The organism is uncultured Psychrobacillus sp., from assembly GCF_938022135.1.
Taxonomy (GTDB): domain Bacteria; phylum Bacillota; class Bacilli; order Bacillales_A; family Planococcaceae; genus Psychrobacillus.
Genome location: NZ_CALIED010000076.1, coordinates 71,485 through 93,063, shown reverse-complemented (window position 1 = coordinate 93,063; position 21,579 = coordinate 71,485). Strand labels below are relative to the sequence as shown.

At 31.8% G+C, this 21,579-nt stretch carries 19 protein-coding genes and 1 pseudogene; 16 read left to right on the top strand and 4 right to left on the bottom strand.

The annotated features are described in order from the left end of the window. The first annotated feature begins 4 nt into the window (after positions 1 to 4). The 4 genes from Q0371_RS15840 to Q0371_RS15825 all read left to right on the top strand — a co-directional run bounded on the left by Q0371_RS15840 (position 5) and on the right by Q0371_RS15825 (position 7,657). Positions 5 to 1,444: an alpha/beta fold hydrolase gene (locus tag Q0371_RS15840; protein WP_298472922.1), complete on the top strand. Its 1,440-nt coding sequence runs from the start codon at positions 5 to 7 to the stop codon at positions 1,442 to 1,444. A gap of 289 nt (positions 1,445 to 1,733) precedes the next feature. After that, on the top strand, positions 1,734 to 3,362 hold the full coding sequence (locus tag Q0371_RS15835) for a hypothetical protein (RefSeq protein WP_298472754.1): 1,629 nt from the start codon (positions 1,734 to 1,736) through the stop codon (positions 3,360 to 3,362). A gap of 374 nt (positions 3,363 to 3,736) precedes the next feature. Then, positions 3,737 to 4,147, top strand: a complete 411-nt coding sequence (locus Q0371_RS15830; protein ID WP_298472752.1) for a hypothetical protein — start codon at positions 3,737 to 3,739, stop codon at positions 4,145 to 4,147. A gap of 495 nt (positions 4,148 to 4,642) precedes the next feature. Beyond that, complete coding sequence (locus Q0371_RS15825; protein WP_298472750.1) at positions 4,643 to 7,657, top strand: UvrD-helicase domain-containing protein; 3,015 nt, start codon at positions 4,643 to 4,645, stop codon at positions 7,655 to 7,657. 390 nt (positions 7,658 to 8,047) lie between these two features. Here the strand turns inward: Q0371_RS15825 and Q0371_RS15820 are convergent, their stop codons facing one another. Then, positions 8,048 to 8,923, bottom strand: coding sequence for a restriction endonuclease (locus Q0371_RS15820; RefSeq protein ID WP_298472747.1), 876 nt, complete (start codon positions 8,921 to 8,923; stop codon positions 8,048 to 8,050). A 610-nt stretch (positions 8,924 to 9,533) separates the two neighbouring features. On the opposite strand from Q0371_RS15820, the gene Q0371_RS15815 reads away from it, so the two are divergent. From Q0371_RS15815 to Q0371_RS15800, 4 genes are all read left to right on the top strand, one after another. Further along, on the top strand, positions 9,534 to 11,384 hold the full coding sequence (locus tag Q0371_RS15815; RefSeq protein WP_298472744.1) for a TniQ family protein: 1,851 nt from the start codon (positions 9,534 to 9,536) through the stop codon (positions 11,382 to 11,384). Positions 11,385 to 11,811: 427 nt separating this feature from the next. After that, entirely contained in the window at positions 11,812 to 13,782 is a 1,971-nt protein-coding gene (locus Q0371_RS15810) for a DDE-type integrase/transposase/recombinase (RefSeq protein ID WP_298472740.1), read from the top strand. Next, entirely contained in the window at positions 13,772 to 14,665 is an 894-nt protein-coding gene (locus Q0371_RS15805; RefSeq protein ID WP_298472737.1) for a TniB family NTP-binding protein, read from the top strand. Before Q0371_RS15810 ends, Q0371_RS15805 begins: the two co-directional genes overlap by 11 nt. Before the next feature lie 80 nt (positions 14,666 to 14,745). Then, the gene (locus Q0371_RS15800; RefSeq protein WP_366518607.1) at positions 14,746 to 16,596 is read left to right on the top strand and encodes a TniQ family protein; all 1,851 of its coding nucleotides are present in this window, start codon (positions 14,746 to 14,748) and stop codon (positions 16,594 to 16,596) included. 400 nt (positions 16,597 to 16,996) lie between these two features. Here the strand turns inward: Q0371_RS15800 and Q0371_RS15795 are convergent. The 3 genes and pseudogenes from Q0371_RS15795 to Q0371_RS15785 form a co-directional block, all read right to left on the bottom strand. Then, positions 16,997 to 17,244, bottom strand: a pseudogene (locus tag Q0371_RS15795) (DUF402 domain-containing protein); the annotation flags it as partial. Next, positions 17,208 to 17,402, bottom strand: coding sequence for a hypothetical protein (locus Q0371_RS15790; RefSeq protein ID WP_298472936.1), 195 nt, complete (start codon positions 17,400 to 17,402; stop codon positions 17,208 to 17,210). The gene Q0371_RS15790 and the pseudogene Q0371_RS15795, both read right to left, overlap by 37 nt. Positions 17,403 to 17,562: 160 nt before the next feature. Further along, positions 17,563 to 17,751, bottom strand: coding sequence for a hypothetical protein (locus tag Q0371_RS15785; protein WP_298472734.1), 189 nt, complete (start codon positions 17,749 to 17,751; stop codon positions 17,563 to 17,565). A gap of 250 nt (positions 17,752 to 18,001) precedes the next feature. Between Q0371_RS15785 and Q0371_RS15780 the strand changes: the two genes are divergently transcribed. Genes Q0371_RS15780 through Q0371_RS15745 form a run of 8 tightly spaced genes read left to right on the top strand, consistent with a single transcriptional unit; the run spans position 18,002 to position 21,556 of the window. Further along, positions 18,002 to 18,307, top strand: a complete 306-nt coding sequence (locus Q0371_RS15780; RefSeq protein ID WP_298472732.1) for a hypothetical protein — start codon at positions 18,002 to 18,004, stop codon at positions 18,305 to 18,307. Then, positions 18,288 to 19,349 (top strand): competence type IV pilus assembly protein ComGB, encoded by a 1,062-nt coding sequence (gene comGB / locus Q0371_RS15775; protein ID WP_298472729.1) that lies wholly within the window; start codon positions 18,288 to 18,290, stop codon positions 19,347 to 19,349. The genes Q0371_RS15780 and comGB overlap by 20 nt, the downstream gene beginning before the upstream one ends. A gap of 13 nt (positions 19,350 to 19,362) precedes the next feature. Next, positions 19,363 to 19,692, top strand: a complete 330-nt coding sequence (gene comGC, locus Q0371_RS15770; protein WP_169358114.1) for a competence type IV pilus major pilin ComGC — start codon at positions 19,363 to 19,365, stop codon at positions 19,690 to 19,692. After that, on the top strand, positions 19,679 to 20,116 hold the full coding sequence (gene comGD, locus Q0371_RS15765) for a competence type IV pilus minor pilin ComGD (RefSeq protein WP_298472725.1): 438 nt from the start codon (positions 19,679 to 19,681) through the stop codon (positions 20,114 to 20,116). The genes comGC and comGD overlap by 14 nt, the downstream gene beginning before the upstream one ends. Beyond that, positions 20,106 to 20,417, top strand: a complete 312-nt coding sequence (locus tag Q0371_RS15760; RefSeq protein WP_298472722.1) for a hypothetical protein — start codon at positions 20,106 to 20,108, stop codon at positions 20,415 to 20,417. Before comGD ends, Q0371_RS15760 begins: the two co-directional genes overlap by 11 nt. Beyond that, complete coding sequence (gene comGF / locus Q0371_RS15755; RefSeq protein ID WP_366518606.1) at positions 20,390 to 20,842, top strand: competence type IV pilus minor pilin ComGF; 453 nt, start codon at positions 20,390 to 20,392, stop codon at positions 20,840 to 20,842. The genes Q0371_RS15760 and comGF overlap by 28 nt, the downstream gene beginning before the upstream one ends. Next, on the top strand, positions 20,823 to 21,029 hold the full coding sequence (locus Q0371_RS15750) for a hypothetical protein (protein WP_298472720.1): 207 nt from the start codon (positions 20,823 to 20,825) through the stop codon (positions 21,027 to 21,029). Before comGF ends, Q0371_RS15750 begins: the two co-directional genes overlap by 20 nt. Before the next feature lie 14 nt (positions 21,030 to 21,043). Further along, complete coding sequence (locus Q0371_RS15745) at positions 21,044 to 21,556, top strand: shikimate kinase (RefSeq protein ID WP_169358119.1); 513 nt, start codon at positions 21,044 to 21,046, stop codon at positions 21,554 to 21,556. Positions 21,557 to 21,579: the final 23 nt, after the last annotated feature.

The following is a 21,579-nucleotide window of genomic DNA, read 5'->3' as shown; positions in this document are numbered from 1 at the left end:
TGAAATATCCGATTCCAAAAAAAATCCAGTTATAATTTTCATTCATGGACTTAATGGTGACCCGATGGATACGTGGAAACGGGACAGGTTTACAAAATCACTTCCTGACTTAATTGATTCTGACTTAGATATTAAAGATTTTGATGTGTATTCATTTGGGTATAAAACAGGATTTACACCTGTACAATATGATTTTAAACAAGTAGCAAGACTTCTTTATTCTGAAATCATGGCAAAAGTACCTAATCGAGAAATTGTATTTGTAGGACATAGCATGGGTGGATTGGTTATTCAACAATACATCATTGATCGTTTTAAAGCGAATGAAGAAATAACTCTAAAGCTAATTAAAGGGGCTGTTTTTTTATGCGTCCCTTTTAAGGGAGCACCATTGGCTAGCGTTTTCGGTAGTTTTAATAAACAAATTCGATCACTACAAAAAAGAAGTAACCATCTTAAAGAACTAAAGGAAGATTGGACAACGTATACCCTTCGAGGTGGTTCCAAAATTGTTCCCAAAAACTTGGTGCATTCCATCCCTCAACTGTTGATGTACGGTGCCCAGGATGGCGTTGTCAAGGAACAATCCTCATCGCCACTTCATCTGGATGATGCTATTAAATATGCTGTTGATGTAGATCATAAAGGGGTTTGCAAAATAGATGAAGGCGATACAATCTATAAACACATTAAAACCTTTCTATTAACCTGTGTGAAAGAAACAAAGATTTCGATGATGCTTAGTATACAGGGTTATGACAAACAAAAGGGTGATGGAGAAGGAGTTTCCTTAGATTGGACTTCGCACTTTAAGTATAAACCGCGTCTCATTCCCACAAAAGAAATATGGGAAACAAAATTAAACCCTGAATTAGCTTACTCTATGAATACTTGGGAAGAAAATTGGTCGAAAAAAACCAACAGAATAAGAGTGCATGGTAAATTGCCTCTTACGGCAGGTATTGCAATAGGGTCACACTTTTCTAAAACAAAAGGAATTATTTTAGAATTCGAACATTATGGAGAACTCTGGTCTACTGAAAAAATTGATAAGACCTATAAACCATATGCTGAATATCATACTGGAAATTCATTACAAAATAAAAGGGCGGTATTAGTTTTAAGCGTTTGCAAAGATATTCATTCAGAAGTAAAAGAGGCATTAGATTTAGAGAATAAAAGTTACAGCATGTTAGTTAATGTCCTGCCTGAAACTGGTCCGAGTCAGACCTCAATTGAAACTGCGGAACAAGCAGTTGCATATGCATCAAAGGTAAAAGAAGTTGCTGAATATTTTAAAAGCAAAGGAGTAAATGAGATATATTTATTTCTAAATACCCCTTATAGCTTGGCTTTATTTGTTGGACATTATCTTACTGCCATGCCAGCAATTCAAACGTATGATTACGCCATGCCAGGATATTTGGAGTCATGCTTGATATAATTTTTAAAACTGACATATAGGAAGATGGATGAATGTTTATACAGGAATTCTTCTTATATGTTTTTTGTTTTTTCACAAATATTGTATATCAACAAAAGCTGAAATGGAAAAGTTTTTTTCAAACCCTACGAACCTTAGCCTTGTGAAAGTGGAAACAAATATAAATCCAAAAATAATTACTACATGTTGTAAAAGGTAGGCATCCATTTGTAATAATAACAGGGATGCCTTTTTTGAAATTACAAAGTCAAAGGACAACAAATCATTTTGAGGACGGTGTGATACATAAATGAACACAGCTTTTCGTAAAACGTCGGATGTAATGGGTATGTTTATTACTTATTCCGATTTATTTAATAGGAAGCCAAAAGTAGAAGAGGTTGTAGAGGACATTCGGAAAATTGAATTAAAAAAAGCCTTGACAATTATATCTAATTACAACTTATATACGGACGAACAAAAAAGGGAGTTAACTAAACGTTTACATCCTTTTATAAGCACCCCATTCATTTTAGAAAATATAAATTTGACACATGTATTTGATATACTTAATTTAACTTATTCGTTGAAAATGTTCTTAGCTTATGGAACCGAAAAGCCAGTTAATAAATTTGATAATACGTTTGATGACTTTTGGAATGTTTTAATGACTATATTCAAAATTAGTGATTTGATGGAAGATAGTTTAGCTGATGATATACAAGTACAACAGACTTTTCAAAAACTGTTGCTAATAAATAGAGATCGATCTTTTTTACCAACTCTTGCGAGACAACAATTATTCTTTGAAGAAATTTCAAAGAATCGACTTCTATTTGGTAATGAATTTGTGGATATACACACATATTTCGAAGCGGAATACGGTTATACAATTCGAGATTATCTATCAGTATTAGCATCTGTATGTGCAAATATAGAATCCAGAACGCAAGGGTTTGAAGATAAAAAGCTAATTGGAGTTTCTGTTGATTACTTCAAAACAACTAAAAAACAAGATATTGCTCAAGCCATTTTTAGTGATTTAACCGCAAATTTATCTGTTTTGAAAAAACAAGCAAATCAAAGCTTAGCCAACATTTATGATAATGAGTTTTTGATAAGTAAGCCTTTTTTTAAATATGACAATCACTATGTCTTATTTTCACTACCTCTATTAAATTTAGGGTTGTTTGATAGTTTATGTTTTAAGTTACAAAGAGTTTGTCAAAAAAATAAAAAAGACTTTTTCACATTTTTCGGAAGGTTATTTGAAAAATATGTCGAGTTTATTTTAGATGATGTTACAAAAAAGGCTAAAGGGATTTCCTATGCATTTACCCCTGAGTATAAATATACTCCAGGTAAGGACTCGTCTGATGCTTATATAAGATTGGGAAATAATTTGTTAATTATTGAATGTAAAGGAGGAAGAATTACTAAAGAAGCAAAAGTAAATGCTGATTTAACCGATACGGAAGATAAATTTCAAAAGTATGTAATAGAACCAATAAAACAAGCAAATGAAGCGTTTGAAAATATATTAAAAATAGACCGAAAGAAATTTTATGGTGTAAAAAAAGTTTATATTTTGTCTGTTGCTTTGCAGCGATTTCCTAAACTCCCTATGTATCATGAGCGATTAGAAAGTGAACTCCAAGGCTTACATCCAACCATCGTGCACTATGATTATATGAGTTTACTTGATTTAGAAGTGATTGCTGCCTATATTGAGAAACAAAAAAAGAGTGTGTTTAAATTTATAGAGAATAAGAAGTATTATCATGAATATCTCTCATATGAACATTATTATGCTAAGAAATATGGAGAGGTACCTTATTTAACGTTGCATAAACAACATTTTTTTTCTTCGACTGAAAAAATATTGGAGAATCTTAAACAAAATGAGGTAGGGACCACTCTTCCGAAGATTGTACTTTAATGTATACAATTACTATTCGGGTTTTACTTAACTATTGTTGATCTTTTATTTGCTAATAGGTAGCTTAATTGTGAGAATTGTTTCTATTTATAAATTGAGCAAGGTCGTGATGATTACTTAAGAGTTAAGAAATGCGAAGTAACTAAATTGATTTTAATGGCTCATCCAATTGATAACCTTTCCGTTCCTTCGGGATTTGTATTGGATTAATGCTTTAAGAAAATACTTTGTTGCAATAAACATAAAACAACTATTATGGGTAAATTTTGATAATTGTTGTTAAATATTCAATTATGTGTTGAATGAAAACAAAGAAGGTACTGAACATTTTATCTAATAGGTTTCCGTACAGTTGAGGGGTTTTAGGAACAATTATGTTTATAAAAATATTATTTTTAAAATGGGGCAATTACAATAGGATATTGTGTATATTACAAAAGTCCGAACAATTCTTACATTTTGATAAAGCAGAACACATAATACCAGCTGGCTTAGGAGGAATACAAAAACTTGAAAAAGGTTCTGTATCAGATGAAGCGAATGAGAAGTTTTCAAAAACAGAAACAGTAGCTTTAAGAAATTCATTTATTGCTTTCAATAGATTGAATTTTGGACTTATATCCCCAGTTATGAGGTTACTGAGGCAAGAAGAAAATAAAGGTGCAGAATTTTTATTAGGATTTATATTCGCAGGACAATCATATATTATCCCACAATTAATTCTTGATTTTAACGATAAAGAGAATACGCTTTTACCGATGGTATATGGCTACAATTTTAAATGAAGAGTTTGTAGATGATTTTCAAAATAAATTAAATAAGAAACTTATCCAGTTTTTAAAAAATAAGAAAAGAGTATATAAACTAGTTCATATGCCATTTAAGGTGAGGCTTTTAGAGAGGGGCTTATTTGCGATTGGAAAAATAGGAAAGAATTTAAATTAGAAAAGTTCCAGGAGTGAACTGTTATGATGCAAAAAACTATTGTACTAGAAGTTTTATACAGTACCTGCATCATTAACCACAGCTAATCTTGTCTTATTCTATTTTTCAAATTAAATTGATTAAGACTACATGAATTGTGATACGATCAAATCAAATGAGACTTGAGGAACACTCACTGCTTTTTTTTGTGGATAGCAATAGCGCGCTACTTCTTATTGTAATGCCGCTGTTCGCTATCGGGCAGGTTGAAATAGTTGTCGCGTAATCATTTTACTAAGAATAGAAATATTATGGTAAAATTTGAGGAGGTATAAAGTAGGAAGGAAAGAAGATAAGTGAATATATTTAATTTAATATCTAATTATTTTAAGAAAAGAAAGTCTTTAAAAACCATATCAGAAGTAGATAGTTATTTAAAAAATATTGAAGAGGTTAATAAAGTAAGCTTGGAAAAGAAAGTTGATAAATTAGCACTAATACGGATTTATATAGATGAAGGTTTGATAAATGAAATGATGGTACCTTTCCAAAAGGTAATAAAGTATCTTGAGCAAGATCAACCTTTTTCAATTAACGAAAAATCCGTTGCTTTTTTTACAAAAGAGCAGAAGTTTATTAGTACGATACCAGAATTTCAAAAGTTAAATGAATTGTTTATTACAGTAAAAAAAGATTTTCTAATGGTTATAGATAGTATTCCAACTCTTGTTGAGAAAACTAATAAGCAAATTGAAGTGGAATATAATAGTGCAAAAAAGTTTGTAATAGAGGTAAATAAAAATAAGGAAAACTATTTTGCCAATTCTATTAGCCAAAGACTGCTTAGTACATATGCTAAAACTTATTCATTTTATATAAATGGCGATATTGATAATGTGCAAGATCAAGTGGTTAAAGAATTCTTGGGATGGTATAAAAATTTAAACGAATTGGTACCCACATGGAATAAAGAATTTGTTAGTCGCGAACTAAAAGAACAGGAACAATTATTTAGCAATATTGATGGAAAGTCACTAGACCTCCAACAACGAACTGCAATTATTACAAATGAAGATAATAACTTAGTAATAGCAGGAGCAGGTAGTGGAAAGACTTTAACGATTTCAGGGAAAGTAAAATATTTGATTGATGTTAAGAAAGTTAAACCAGAAGAAATATTATTGATATCCTTTACGAGAAAAGCTGCTGATGAAATGTATGAAAGAATTTCCAAAAAATTAGGCGTAAATGTGGAGGTTAAGACCTTTCATAAATTGGGGTTAGAAATAATTTCAAATGATAATGAAGCGAGACCAGATATCTTGGAAAACCCGAGCGAGCTGATTAATGCCTATATGTATGAAGAAATATACAATAATAAAGAGCAAATAAAGAAACTAATTGAGTTTTTTGGATATTACATTAATATCCCAAAGAACCTAGAAGAGTTTGAAAACCTAGGGGAGTATCATGAACATTTTAAGAATGTAGATTTTGAAACCATAAAAGGCAAAATGGATAAAGTAAAATATGTTAATAAAACAACGCTTGAATTAGCACAAAGTTTGAGAACCATCAGTGGAGAAAATGTAAAAAGTCTCGAAGAATTATTAATTGCTAACTTTTTATTTTTGAATGGAATTGAGTATGAATACGAAAAACCTTATGAGTTTGATACAAGAGATGAAAACCATAGACAATATAAACCTGATTTTTATTTACCTGAATATGATCTATACCTGGAACACTATGGTGTAAATGAACAAATGCGGTTGCCTTGGATGAGTAAATTTGAGGAGAAAGAGTATATTGAGGGGATGCATTGGAAGAGGAATCTACATAAAGAAAAAAACACAAAGTTAATAGAATCATACTCATATTATAATAAGCATGGAATCCTCTTAGAAAAACTGGAAGATAATTTGAAGAAGAATAATGTTCGATTGAAAGAAGTAGATTTTTTAGACATTTTCTCTTCCGTATATGATCAGGGTAAGGATCGTTTTTTTAAGGAATTTATAAAGTTAGTCGGAACATTTATAAATTTATTTAAATCAAATGGATTTGATGTTGGACAATTTGAGGCATTCATTATAGAAAACTATAAGGTAAATCAAAGTAATCCCTTTTTTCTTCAAAGAACACAAGTCTTTTTTGAAATAGTTGAGCCTATTTTTATTTACTACCAAGAAGCATTAAAGGCACATAAACAGATTGACTTTAATGACATGATAAATATGGCTACTAAAATTATACGAAATGGTACTGTTCATTTTAATTATAAATATATCATCATAGATGAGTTTCAAGATATATCTAAGAGTAGGTTCAATTTAATCAATGCTATTAAGGAGCAGACACATGCAAAACTAATGTGCGTAGGAGATGATTGGCAATCTATTTTTAAGTTTGCTGGTAGTGATTTAAAGCTTTTTACTAGTTTCGAGAAATATTTTGGATATAGCAAAATATTAAGGATTGAGAAAACATATCGAAATGCACAAGAACTTATAGATATTGCTGGTGATTTTATAATGAAAAATCCAATCCAATATAAGAAGGACTTAAAATCCGATAAACAAAATAATAACCCACTAAAGTTAATAGGATTTCAAAAAGATAAAGCAACAGCTTTGATACGTGCCATTGATGATATTGTCTCTAAATATGGAGAAGACACGGAGATTATGCTGTTGGGGAGAAACAACTTTGACATATCCTTCTTAGAACAAAGTATGGGTTTCACTACACGTATAGACAAAAAATCAGGACATACGAAAATATTTTATAGAAAATATGAAAAGTTGAATCTTTTCTTTTTAACTGTTCATAAATCTAAAGGGCTTGAAGCGGAGAATGTCATTATTATTAATGCAGAAAATAGTATGGTTGGCTTTCCAAACAAAATTGCAGATGACCCACTTCTGAGTTGGGTAATGACCGACAGTGAAGAATATGCGTTTGCTGAAGAGAGAAGGCTGTTTTATGTAGCTCTTTCACGCACAAAAAATGATACTTATATTCTTACACCAGAATATAAAATGTCTTCCTTTGTTAAGGAGTTACAAATATTTTATAAAATTCCATATGTAGTTTCTACTAATGAGCCCTCGATCTTAAACAACCCGAATTGTCCAAGATGTCAGAGCGGATTTATGGTTCTACGCTCATCTAATAATGGTACTTTTTTAGGCTGTACAAACTTTCCGAAATGCGATTATACAATTAACAGAACGGAAGTAATAAAAAATCAAATTAAATGCGGACATTGTGGATCATATATGGTTAAAAGAAAAGGGAGATATGGTGTATTTTATGGCTGTACAAACTTCCCTAGATGCAAAAATACTAAAAAGCTAAACAATAACTAGCGATTTCCTTGCACGTAACTCAAGGTTTAACTTTGGATTTATAGATGACAAATGACAGCAGGGGGATTAATGTTGAAAAGTTATATTAGTATCAGTGAAAATACGAAACTTTCTACAAGTTGTATTTGTTGTGAAATCCAAAACGAAACACCGAAATTATGGGATGTACAATTTACCTTTGGTAGCCATGTAGAAATAGTGAAATTATGCGAAATGCATTTGAAGGATTTAAAAAACCAAATTGACTTTACGCTTTCCTAATAGCAACTGGTAAACTTTAATAGAAGAGCAAATATCAAGGTGTTTAAATTTTACTATGGGCAAGGGACAAACCCTTGCCTTTTTTATACTTGTGAAATAATGTGTAGGTTAACTTTATAAATAGATGCGTTATACTTTACTTCTATTAAATTTGGTAAGGAAACTGAAAGGGGTTCTCTTTTCCATAGCTGTTTCGTACTCCTTGATCAAAAGCTGTAAGCCATCACGGTCAATCATTTCAATGTTATTCGATTTAGCTGAAATTAATGCCTCTTTACTAAAATATCGATTTGTGATAACCATCTTCTTTTGAACTTTCCAAACTCCTGCTCCACCACAGACTTCATTTACAGCTTCAACTCCAATGGTTCGCCCTTCTCCATAGCACTTGGCTTGAATTCCAGTTTTTATCTTATCTTTGATTGTAAGTACATCGATTCCATAGTCATTATGAGGTGTAAGTTCTACATAATAACCCATTCCATCATATAATTTGGATAGAAACGCTTCAAACTCCTTGCCTTCCATTTGATCAATTTCCTCAATAGCGAAATTACGAATCGTGGTAAGTATTGTTTTTTGCCGATGGGGAAGTACAAAACTGAAATTCTTGAAACTTTGCCACACAAAATTTATACCGAGATAGATTAATACAAGAAAGAATAACAAATTTAAAACTTCTCCATATGGAAAAGTTGCTCCAATCATTGACAAGGTTAAAAATAGATATAGTCCAAAAATGATTTTCTGTTTAAATTTCCAATATTGGACACGATGTGAACGTTTAAATGCTAGATGTAGATCCATAATTCGAAACAACCAAACGTTAATGAAGAAGAGTATACCTAATAATAAAAACGTGGATTGCACATCATCTTTAATCTGGTAGATTTCAGTAGCCACGGTCATACCGATGAAAAATAAAACTATAATCTCTATGATCGTTGACAATTCATTGGATTGGTTAGTGCTTTTAATTGTTTTTGCTCTAGGTTTCCTGCCCATTAACAACACCCTTTTAATATTTGTTAAGTGTATTATGTCCAAAAAAATAATAAAAATAAAAAAGTGTAATGAGTTATTTAATAAATTAGTACTTTAATGAAATCGATAAAGAGTCGGCAAGTATTTAACGTATACAATTATGAAATTCGCCGAATTAGGTTTCGTTGAGAAGCCAATCCCCGAATTTTAACATGTAAAGAGAAAAAACGCTTGGAGACTTCTCCGAGCGTTTTTTGTATATGTTTAATTTCCAAATAAATTTAATCCGTATGTGAGTCTTCATGAAACAGTCAAAACATAAAAGTAACATTAAACTGTGTTAGTTCATGCAGGTACAAAAGCGACTAATATTTTCATACTATCCTAATCAACTCTTTTACAAATTCATCTAGGTTTATTGTATTGTTGCCTTTAAAATGGTGCTTTTATTTGTATAGCTGTGGCCGCAAGAACTTATAACTTGAATGATAATAAAACATGGTTGTTATGTGGAAGGTAGATACAGAGGAGAATTGAATAGACTGGACTTGATAATTTTTAGTGTGAAAAGTATCTGCGAGTATACATACCTATTATTCTGGAAATAATCAGAATAAAAGGAGATATTTCAATGCAGCCATTTTTAAATAGATTACCGATTATAGAGTCGGAAACACTAAGTAGTTATCTTTTCAGAAGTTTCATAGTTAATTATCATAATAGTCCTTATCCTTTAATAAATGATTTGCTCACCAAACATGACTTGTGTTCAAATCAAATAAATGAGGAAATTTGTAAAGAATTAACATCATTAGTAAGAACAGAATCTCTCTATTCTTTCTCATATAGAAGTTTGAATATTAAAAGGAATTCGGAAAATATATTTTTTTTAAAAACTAGGACAAAATGTTGTCCAATGTGTCTAGATGAAGAACTTTATCAACGTTTTTCATGGGGATTAAATTTTATCAACGTTTGTATAAAGCATAATGTTTACTTGTTAGATAAATGTCTAATGTGCAAGGGTTCTTTTTCAATATATTCACTCTTCAACAATAAATGTGATCAGTGTGGTTGTAAACTTTCACATTTAAAAACGGTAGAAATTATAGAAAGTGTCACCCTAGAATCACAAAAAAACCTAATTGATTTCATATTTGGAAAACGGGATTTGTATTTAGGATTAAGTAATATAGAAGATATTATGCTTGTTCTATCAGGGTTTGCGCAGTTATTTCATGGTTTAAATAGTTTTACTCAGTGCGATATGCCTCATTATAAAATAGAATCCACGAACAAAATTCCTTTAAATATTCAAGGGTTAGTTGGTTTGCTTGCTGATGTATATTGGATATTTCAAGAGTTCGATATTCGATTTAAGGAACTTCTCCAACACTCTTTTCAACTAGAAGGAACAAGAGGTAATAGACGGAGAAAATCTAATTTCGAGAAAATAATTAATTCATCAGTAAATCTGAATTTTATTGCGGATACTTACAAAAGACACAAAATTTCCCTATACGAAAAAGATATGAATGCCCCAAAAAATTCAAAAAGTTATTACAGTTATTTATCAGCGTATATTGAAGAAAACTTCCTTACGAAAGGGCAGATAAAAATACAATTCGGTATTTTAGATAGTGAATTGGCGTATTTGATGAAAGTAGATTACTTTGCTGGATGCTTTATAAATAAGGGTGAGACAACCTATTTTCTAAAGAAAAATATCTTGGAACGTATTCAAACATTTTTGAAGTATAAATTGGATAAGGTTACTGCATTAGAAACAGCTAAGATATTAGGGATCCATGTTGATAGCGTTATGGAACTCGTAAACAATAATGTTTTAGAATACACTTCATATTTGAACAAGGAAAAGTTTTTTTCAAAGACTCAAATATTAAGCTTGTTGTATTCATTAAAACCAATAAAAATATCGAAAATTAAAGAAAAGATTTCACTTGCTCGTTGTTTTGAAAAGTATTCGAAATCAGGTCTTTCAATATCCCAAATGATTTTTTTTATAAGAATCAATGATTTAAAAGCTTATAAACAAACTGTTTCATATACATTAAATGATTTGTATTTTGATCCTGTTGAATTAGCAAAAGTAATAAAAGAACATCGCATCCTATCAAAAGGCTACAACTTGAAACAAGTAGCGGTTGAATTAAGATGTAATGAAAGAACTGTACTTAAATATGTAGAAGCAGGTTTGCTAGGGAATCCAACTATTGAACACTTAAATAATCGTGCATTTGCTTATCGATTCGAAACCGAAAAAATCGAATTGTTTAAAATGACGTATTGTTCGGTCAAACAACTTCAAGAACAATTTAATGTTTCAGCAACTCTAGTTAGTAACGCTATTAATAGAGGAACACTCAAAAACTATTTAGCAGGTATTTGCAGAAAAATACTTGTAAGTAAATCGGAATTTGAAAAATATATCATTAAACGAAAAGGGAGAAAAAATCATTAATTTAATGGTTTTTTTTTATTGAATTATCATTTCTATATTGTCAATATGATAATATAAAAATGATTATAATTACCTATATATTTTTTGAACTCTCAAATTTTATACTGGAGACTAATTAATCAGAGGGTTAATGGAAAAAAAATACATCAACCCTTAGAGTATAAAATGTTTCATTAGCGCGCATAAGTAGTATGAGAAGCTAGCAAGCTATCAAAGCGTATCCGATGACCGAGAGGTGAGAAAATTTTAAACACTTCTTTTCGAGCTGTGACAGGTTCCTATGGTCGAAAAACAAAGAACTGCTTATAACATTAACATTTGAGGCTACTATAACTTTAAAAAGATAAGGTGCAAGTAATTTTCTTGCAAGAGAGGGTAATAACTGAAAAATTTCACTCTAATTTACGGGAGGTTGTAATTAATGAGGATGTATATTGGAATTGGAACTAAATTTAAGTTGAATGAAAGATTTTATGAAGTAATGGAGGAAATGGAAAAAAATACTTATCTAGCTAGGGATTTGGATTTCCTAACAACTAGAAGGATATTTTCTTTAACTGAAATGTATAAATACCTTGAAGCAGGGGTTTTGGAATTTCAACTTGATTCTAATGGTAAAAAAAATAAAAGTGATTTTCATGATTTTTCTATGTTGCCCGTAAAATTACAAGAAGAAGCAAAATATAGACATTTCGTTATAAAACCATTGTTGCAGCTCAGAGGAGAAAAATTAAAACCCTATATTCAAGATCGCTTAAAGCAGTTAAGTGACTCAGGTTATAAAGTATCGGAAAGATCGATTTATCGCTGGTTATCTGACTATACAAAATCTGAAGATAGTATTGAATCACTCGTAAGTAATACGCAAGACTCAGGTCCAAGAAACAAGCTAATTCAAGGTGAAATTGATTTAATCATTGAAGAAGTAATGAATACACATTATAAAAGGAGAGAACTTTCTAATCCTAAGAATGTTTATTATGCCGTTATACACAAAATAGATATTGAAAATCTTACACGTAAAGAGGGAGAAGAAAAACTAAAATATCCTTCCATTTCAACTATTAGAAGGAGAATTAAGGAATCGGATTCTTATGATAGAGACAAACAGAGAATAGGGCATGCAGAAGCTAGAAAGAAGCATGGAAGTGTTCAAATGTTGAATAATGTGAAGCATCCTCTACAAAGAGTGGAAATTGATCATACACCACTTGATTTAATCCTGGTGGATAAAAATGGGATTGTGCTTGATAGACCTACTGTAACTACTGCACTAGATAAATATACGGGATATCCACTCGGTATTTATGTTGGATTTGAGCCAGCATCTTATACAGCAGTCATGTATTGCCTGTTGCATGCATTTGCACCCAAGAGCTATCTAAAAGAACGCTATCCAAGTGTTCAAAATGAGTGGCTTGCTTATGGTTTGCCTGAATTATTGGTGACGGATAGAGGAAAAGAATTTAAAAGTAAACATCTAAATGAAGCTTGCTTCCAACTAGATATTCAACTTACTTTCAACCCACCAAGGAAACCATGGTATAAAGGCAGTATAGAACGTCATTTTAGAACTTTGAACGAGGGTCTAGTTCATCAATTACCAGGCACTACATTTTCAAATGTAGTTAAAAAGGGAGATTACGATTCTGAAAAGCATGCGTCACTAACTCTTGATGAATTTCTTGAACATCTGCATATATTTATCGTAGATATTTATGCTAAAGAACCAAGAGGAAATAAACTTTCTCCTGCAAGAATGTGGGAAAAAGCAATAGAGAACGGGTTTACACCCTCTATACCTTCTTTCAAATTAGATTGGAAAGTAGCTCTAATGAAGTTAGGAACTGGTTCTATACAAAGTACTGGTGTTCAAAAAGACTATTTGTTTTACCAATCCCCAGATTTGCAAGGTCTCAGAAGCCAATTGGGATTGAAGGGGAAAGGTTATAAAATTAAGTACAAATACGATCCTAGCGATCTTTCAAAGATTTACGTTTATGATGAACTGAAAAAGGAGTATATCGAGGCAATGTGTACAGATCAAGAATACTCACTTAATCTAAGTGAATACTCTCACAGGGTGTTTGTTGCAAATGCTCGTCTAGAGGGGAATAACCGTACCAATATGAGTGAGATTGCAGCGGCTAGAGCAAGATCCGACGAAAAAATAAAAAATTCAGTCCTGAAAAAGAAGGAAAGACAACAAGCAGCACGAATGGCTAACGAAGGTTCGAATGAACTGTTGAAAGAAAAGGCAAAAGCTAAAGAGATAGGAAAGGTAAAAAATGAAGAAATATTTGGAGAAACCAACTCATTACCAAATAAATTAGAGGATGATGAAAGAAAAGAGTTGGACTTTGATCAAGATTGGGAGGCGTATGAAGTTGACTACTAAGGATGACATTACTCTTTTAACAAAGGAAGAAAAGTTAAAGAAAATAGATATATTACGTATTGCACACCCTGAATTCAAAAAAGCGTTAGAATTAATCCGCATGTGTCATGCAACCCATTTAAATTATAGTGAGCCTCAGTGCTTATTAATTACAGGTAACTATGGCACAGGAAAATCATCTATTATGGAGATTTATCTTCAAAAACATCAAAAAATCATCCCATTAGAGCGAACAACCAAAGTAGCTATATTAGCAGGTGACATTCGGTACCCAACGACTATCAATACATTTTTAGAATCGATGCTATATCATCTAGGTGATTCACACCCTACTAAAGGAACTATCGGTAATAAACAACATCGTCTTATCAAGTTTATTAGTGATTCGGAAGTAGAATTAATAATGTTAGATGAATTTCAGCATTTTGTTAACAGAGATGGCAATGACAAAATTAATCACAGTGTAGCTGATTGTTTAAAATCAATAATAAATTCTACCAAAGTTCCTGTTGTGTTGATTGGAATGGATGAATCTGAACTAGTACTAAAAGCAAATGGACAATTAAAAAGGCGTTTTTCATTTAGACATCATCTAAATAGTTTTAATTGCGTAAATGCGGAAAGAACAGATTATTTTAGATTATTACTAAATAATCTTGATGAAAAACTCCCATTTAAAAATCTGGCAGGCTTGAAGGAGCATGGAATGTGGGAGAAGTTCAATGGTGCTACCAATGGAAATATGAATTCACTTATGAAAATAGTTCGTACAGCAGCCAAATATGCAGTAGAAGCTGAACAGGAAAAAATAGAAATGGAACATTTTTCAAAAGCTTTTGAATTACACATTAGTATTATGAATGGAGCTAATCCGTTTAAGTAAGTGGCTTTGCCCAATATTTCCTTGAATATAGTGGTGACACAATTTTAAAATTATCTAAACCTAGAAAAGAGGTGTAGCATATCAAACAGAAGCTACCGTTAAATAGAACAAAGCCAATAGATCATGAAAGTCTTTATTCATTTCTACACCGCTTGGCTATTGTGAATCATTATGAACACTTCGGGTCTATGTTTAAAGAATATAAAATGTCATCATATGATGACAATTGTAATGAAATACATGCTGATTTATTTTGGGTGAGTTTTATAACTGACCTACTATACCAAATGAAGATAGATATTCAACCTTTAATTGTAAACCAATACGATGACCTACTTGTGCGCAAGAACATGGAATCAAGTTACCGACGTATTAGTTATAGAAAATATTATCATAGATATTCAACCAAGTTTTGCCCTGAATGCTTAAAAGAAGATTTTTTTCATCGAATTTACTGGGATGTAAGTTATGTGACGACTTGTGTTCAACACAATATAGACCTTATTTCTAATTGTACTACATGTGGTGAATATGTACGTATGTCTCGATTAATGAGAGATTCTTGTATGTGTGGTGCAGGGTATACTACAATGATAGCTAAAAACACTGATCCAATAACATCAGAAGTTCAAAATGTTTTCCAAGAATTTCTTCTAGGTAAACGAAAAAAAATAGTAAGAGCTGATTACAATATCTTATCTTCAGAAGAATATTTAGAATTTTTTTACTTTTTCAGTTTATTAATACATGGACTAGATTCTAATAAATTCTTCTTTTCTAGCCTGTATCAATTTGAACAAAATTTTTACATGATAGCTCCATCCATAACAAAAATTAATACTGACAAATCTAATCTAATAGTGAATACTGCACATTTTCTTACATTAGATCCTTCCAAGGATCTTATTACTCTAGTGGATATGGTTTCTGAATTAGGGCGAGGATTAGCGTATTCTATGGTTTTGAAAAGTAAGAAAACTAAGATTTTTAATAACTTGTTTAAGCAACCAAAGGGGAGATATTACCATGAAATTTATACGGACTATCTTAATAATAAAAAGGATGAATATATCAACCAAAGAATTGCTCTGCCGCCATTGGAGCTTAGAAGAAAAAAGTATTTAACATTCTTTGAAGCTACTAGTCTATTAAATTCGCAAATTAATACAACAAAAAATTTATGTCACCATGGCATACTTAAACTTCACGAAACATATAAAAATGGGAGGAAAATATCCTTAATTGAGCGTAAGAGTGTGGATGAGTACATTAAAATGAAGCTTAATTGCTTTTCTTTCCTACAAGCAACCGAATACTTGGAGCTAACTTTTAGACACATGATGGCACTAATTGAGTTAAAGCGGATTAACCCTCTTCATGGTCCAAGCATTGATGGATATGAACGATGGTATATTAAGAAAAAAGAGATTCTACGATTTCAAAAATTACTTTATAGCAAATTTCTACCCCTATCATCAGTAAAAGGGAAAAGAGGAATTACTATTAAAGAAGCGTGCTTTAAACTAAGGTTGGCTCAAGTCAATATTGAGGGTGTTTATAAGTATATCCTAGATGACAGATTACGAGTTTATCAAGATGAAAAAGCTAGATCAATAGATAAGATAAAAATCCTGGATGAAGATGTGAAACAACTTGCAAAAGAATTATATTACAAAAAGATCATTCAAAAAGGTTATTTTGGAAAACAGATTCAAAGGGCTTGCAAAACTGATCAAAAAACAATTAAACGACTCCTCGAAGATGATATCCTAAGGGTAAATATTATTGAAACATATGGTAAGCATACTCCAGTGAAATTTATACAGAAGCAACAAATCATTGAGTATTTGAATAAATATAAAGGAATGTCCAAGCAAGAGATAAAAAAGCATTTAACGACAGTTGAAGTTTTTTTTGAACCGAAAGACTAATGTATAACCGTTTTTGCTCTAAGGGAAATCTATTGCTGACTTCATATGAACAATAACATATGAAGTCACAAAAATTAAATTCCATTTATGTAATTGTACAGATGAGGTATGGTGATCTTAGGAAGATATATCGTGTGTTAATTACTTACACAAGTATTTAAAAACTGAAGGCTATGTTAAAGGTAGGGGTTGATTTAAGACAAAAAATGAGCTGGGAGATCTCCTCCAAGCTCATTTTAATTTGATTTCCTCTTTACTAAAGCACCCGTTAATTTAATAAGAATAGAGATGCTTATTAAACAATCAAGCCCATTTGTGGAATATCAAGGTAGAAAAAAACTTAACTAAATGTCATATCTCGTTCAACCAAGGAAAATGTATTCTTAGCGTCTGAAATAGTCTAAGGAAGAAGAATTTCAATGGAATCCGCTAATGAGTTTAGAGCATGTTGAACAGCACCATTCTCAAATTAATCTAATGTCTCAGGTAACTCATCCTCGTCTAAAATAAAGTAGTCCCCATTAGGAAGAATCATAATATCAATAACCAAATCTTCAAAGGATATCAACTTATCGGTTTTATAGTATTTTTCACGATATTAAAATAGGAACCTAAATAGTTTCCTTCTCATCCTTTTTTGATAAATAGTTTCCCTGTCGCCAATTCCACAGCGCAATAATGCTATATGCTTTTTCAGATTCGTCATCATTTTCAGCATCGATTTGATTCAGATCATTTTCTTCAACATCATCCAAATTCAGTTCTTTATGTACTATTTTTCGTTCCAATAAAAAAAGGTAGCCCATGCCACCCTTCTTCCGCAATCGCACCCGATTGAGGAAAACGATATAATGATTACTTCCAATAGCTTTTTTAATTATAGCACCCAATATAGTAAGCAAAGAAATAATAAAAAATCTTAACCAACTATATTAGGGTCTATTCTTAATACTTCTGTTATTTTAGTTAACGTCCATTTTTGTCCCAGTCTTCGTACGAATCAAAATTATTATTTGGATCTACAAAGTCTCTTCCAGCTTCCATTAAGCTGCTAGCACATCCTTTACAAAAAGACTCACCATCTTTCAGCAATTCTGAATCGAGTTGATTTTTGGAGAATTCTCCTCCACACTCATTACAAATATACTTTGTCATAAGTTCCCTCCCTTTCCAATTTTAATAGTGTATCTAAATACTGATTATACAGCAAAAGTAATATAAACTACATCGCTTCACTAAAAAACAACCCTAGCTTTTAACATAGCCAAACTGAAAAACATGTCTAATGCCAAACATTGAAATACGTATTGCCAAAGAAGCTGGAATAAAATTTCCAAAGCTAAGCATATTGAACAATTTTAGTTGTAGTGCCAAACATTGATTTTCTAGTGCCAGAAGCCTTGGAATGAAATCCAGGTTTTCTCTTTGTTTTCGGTTATCATTTTGCCAACATAGTTGGAAGACAACACTTGGTATTAGTATTGATGAATTAAAACAAACGGTAACCGGTGTTGTCACTCAAAGATTGGTAAGTGTAGTAAAAACAAAAAGTCCAGAACTATCTGCCATATATGAAATTATTGCAGATGATGTTTTAGAGGATGCCTTACTCTCGATAAGTGAAGGAAATACTTTCAAGGTTCCAGTTCCCTTAACTCTTTCGTACCAAATAGAAAGGGGGATCAGGGAAGGTGTTATTAAAATCAATTAAAAATTATCTCCGTATGAAGGATGAAACCATACACGCTTCTATGCATGCCTCTTTTTTGAAAAGGTTAAGTGAGTTGCTTAATGAGGGATATACATTTCATGAAGCAATTACTATGTTATTACCATTTCATGTGAAGAACATACATGTGGTACAAACGAAAGTGACGGACATACAAAAAAGAGGGCTTGGCGTAATAGAAGTATTTAGGGTGCTAGGTTTTCCTAATCGTTTACTTCTTCCCATTTATTTGGCTTCCCAGCATGGACATTTAGCAGAGACAACAGAAGTTTTAGCTGTTAACTCTGCTTTCAATGAGCAAGCAAGAAAACGTTTGAAGAACCTCTTGTTATATCCCTTATTTTTGTTTGTCATAATATTTTTGTTGTTTTCTGTTTTTCGAATTTACTTTATTCCCAATATGGAAACCTTGCTTTCTAAAAACTCCGCCCAATCTGACAGTTCCCTAGCATTAACCAATACCCTACTAAACCTTCCTAACATCTTTATAGTTTCTCTCTTCTCTATGATATTACTCTGTCTAGTTCTATGGCTCCTGCTTAGAAGGAAAAGTATGGAGATTAAAATTATATTCTTTAAACGAACTCCCATTTTGAATAGTTGGTTTCGTTTACTAGTAACCAGAATATTCTCTAGGGAGATAGGGGTACTTCTAGAGAGTGGTATGTCTCTTCAAGAATCCTTTACTGCTTTAATCCACCAAAAAGAAAATAAAATACTGCAGTACATTGTATTTCAAATGAACGAAAAAGTAATTTATGGCTCCTCGTTTTCAGAAGGTGTCATACTAGTGGATTGTTTTACTGATGATTTTCATCAATTTATTGTTCATGGAGAAAATAATGGCTACCTAGGCAAAGAACTTTCACTTTATAGTGACTTTATAAACAAGCGCGTGGAGGAAAAACTATCCCGTTACTTAAGTATTATTCAACCTTTGATGTTCTTAATACTTGCAGTTTTTATAGTGGGTGCTTATTTGGCAATCTTACTACCAGTATATGAAATGATTAATATAATTTAAAGGAGCTAATCAAATGAAAAACTTATTAAAATCTAATAGAGGTTTTACTTTAATTGAAATGATGATTGTACTGCTAATTATATCTGTACTAATATTAATCTCGATTCCAAATGTCACAAAGCATTCAGCAAATATTGATAAGAAGGGCTGTGCAGCCTACATTAAAATGGTTGAAGGACAAGTGCAAGCCTATAAGATAGATAATAATAAAACTCCTTTACTTTCAGATTTAACTGTAGATGAATATTTGGGAGCAAATAATAAAAGCTGTCCTAACGGGGATGAAATTGATATTGAAAATGGAAAAGTGATTATTAAGGAAGTAGCTAATGGAGGAAATTAAAAAACAAGCTGGATTTACTTTGATCGAGACTACATTAATTCTAATGATTGTTATGGTAATTAGCTCTGCGGTTATTTATGGAACGTCTAATAAGGTAATCGAGCTAGAGGAAAAAAGATTTTTTCGCCAATTTCAGTTAGATGTGCAACGAGCGCAAGCTCTGGCTTTAAGTCAGGAGCAATATATCGTTTTAAAATTTGGAAACAAAGGAACAAGCTATTCCACGACAAACTCCAATATAACTTTATTTGAAAATAGGCTGCCTTCACATATTAGTTTATCGGAGGACAGTAAATTAAAGGAACTTATTTTTCTGCCGAGTGGTATGGTTAGGAATTTTGGGAGCTTTGCTTTCTTGACTTCAAAAGAAACGAAACTAGTTACTGTGCATATTGGTACTGGTAAATTAGCGTATGAACAATAAGGGATTCTCATGGGCAGAAACCATATTAACTTTATTTATTACTTTTATGATTGCTACAATACTTCTACCTTTACTCACAAATATGAATGTGAAGCTTGAAGACAAAAAGAGAAAATATCACTCGGCGATTGTCATGAATGAAGCAGCTAAATTATTCGTGACAGAAAATATAAAAAACGGATCTCTTACTATAGAAAGTGTAACATTTAACTTTCAAATAGATGAACAACAGGTTTGTGTAGAATATGAAGGTGCGAGAGGAGAGATGATTAACTGTATAGAGATCTCATCGGTAAATTAAAAAAGCAAAATGGTTATACTTTTATCGATGGTATTTTACAACTATCGGTATTTATTATCTTTGCTCAAATACTGGTACTAATAATGTGGTCGTTATATACGACAGAAAAAAAGGTGACGGATCCACAAGAAGTGGAATGGGGTTTATTCATACAATACGTGGAAGCTTACCTAAATAATGTAGATAGTATCATGGTCCAAAAAAGCCAGCCAGGAATCCGCTTTATAAAAGAAGGGGAAGAGTTTGATGTGGAATACGCATCAAACGTAATTCGAAAACAAAAGAATAGATTGGGGAACGAGCCTCTCCTCTTAAATGTACAAGCACTTAAAGTTAGTATGGAAGGACAAAATATTACATTCTTCGTCACTTTTTTTAATGGTCAACAGAAGGAGCACACCATGTATGTTACGTATTCTAAATGAGCAAAAAGGTGCTTTGCTACTAGCTTCCGCCATACTACTTTCCATTGTCTGTTTTTCCATTCTCACCATTACTGCCGCATACCAATCTAAATATCGAACGTATGATTTGTTGGAAATCCGTCATATTAGTGATACTATCAATAAAATGAGTATTTTTATTGATCAAGAAAATAATCCTGGTATGTAGTGAGTTGATGAAAAATGTACAAGATCTATTTAGTAGGCTTTATGGGGAGCGGTAAGAGCGCTGTCGGAAGAAGGCTGAGCTACCATTTAAAAATGCCTTACTATGATATGGATAAAGAAATTGTCAAAAAACAGAAAATGTCGATACCTGAAATATTTGAGCAGCACGGTGAGGCATATTTTAGGAAATTAGAGACGGAGTTTTTGCAAACCTTTCGAAATGAATCTTGTATTATTTCTACGGGTGGTGGTGTAGCCACACTTGAACGGAATATTAAAATTATGAGAAATAATGGACTAGTTTTATTTTTAGACGCAACATTCGAAGATATTTGGATGCGTATAAAAACGGATAAAAATAGGCCAATCGTTCAAAGGAGTACGAAGGAAGAATTACAGCAACTTTATAATACGCGGAGAAGAAGCTACAAAAAGGCTGCTCATATTACTATTAGAACCGAAAACAGGCATATTCGACAAATAACAGAATACGCAGGATTTCAAGTAAATCGACTCAAAGGCGAATGATTTATCAATTTCTTTAAATATTC

What these genes read in the sequence shown, in the direction of transcription:
- Q0371_RS15745 (WP_169358119.1), top strand. Translation starts at nt 21,044, where the DNA reads ATGTACAAGATCTATTTAGTAGGCTTTATGGGGAGCGGTAAGAGCGCT.
- Q0371_RS15785 (WP_298472734.1), bottom strand. Translation starts at nt 17,751, where the DNA reads ATGACAAAGTATATTTGTAATGAGTGTGGAGGAGAATTCTCCAAAAAT.
- comGC (WP_169358114.1), top strand. Translation starts at nt 19,363, where the DNA reads ATGAAAAACTTATTAAAATCTAATAGAGGTTTTACTTTAATTGAAATG.
- Q0371_RS15835 (WP_298472754.1), top strand. Translation starts at nt 1,734, where the DNA reads ATGAACACAGCTTTTCGTAAAACGTCGGATGTAATGGGTATGTTTATT.
- Q0371_RS15830 (WP_298472752.1), top strand. Translation starts at nt 3,737, where the DNA reads ATGTTTATAAAAATATTATTTTTAAAATGGGGCAATTACAATAGGATA.
- Q0371_RS15815 (WP_298472744.1), top strand. Translation starts at nt 9,534, where the DNA reads ATGCAGCCATTTTTAAATAGATTACCGATTATAGAGTCGGAAACACTA.
- Q0371_RS15780 (WP_298472732.1), top strand. Translation starts at nt 18,002, where the DNA reads ATGAAATCCAGGTTTTCTCTTTGTTTTCGGTTATCATTTTGCCAACAT.
- Q0371_RS15790 (WP_298472936.1), bottom strand. Translation starts at nt 17,402, where the DNA reads ATGGGCTACCTTTTTTTATTGGAACGAAAAATAGTACATAAAGAACTG.
- Q0371_RS15750 (WP_298472720.1), top strand. Translation starts at nt 20,823, where the DNA reads ATGTTACGTATTCTAAATGAGCAAAAAGGTGCTTTGCTACTAGCTTCC.
- Q0371_RS15810 (WP_298472740.1), top strand. Translation starts at nt 11,812, where the DNA reads ATGTATATTGGAATTGGAACTAAATTTAAGTTGAATGAAAGATTTTAT.
- Q0371_RS15760 (WP_298472722.1), top strand. Translation starts at nt 20,106, where the DNA reads ATGAACAATAAGGGATTCTCATGGGCAGAAACCATATTAACTTTATTT.
- Q0371_RS15820 (WP_298472747.1), bottom strand. Translation starts at nt 8,923, where the DNA reads ATGGGCAGGAAACCTAGAGCAAAAACAATTAAAAGCACTAACCAATCC.
- comGD (WP_298472725.1), top strand. Translation starts at nt 19,679, where the DNA reads ATGGAGGAAATTAAAAAACAAGCTGGATTTACTTTGATCGAGACTACA.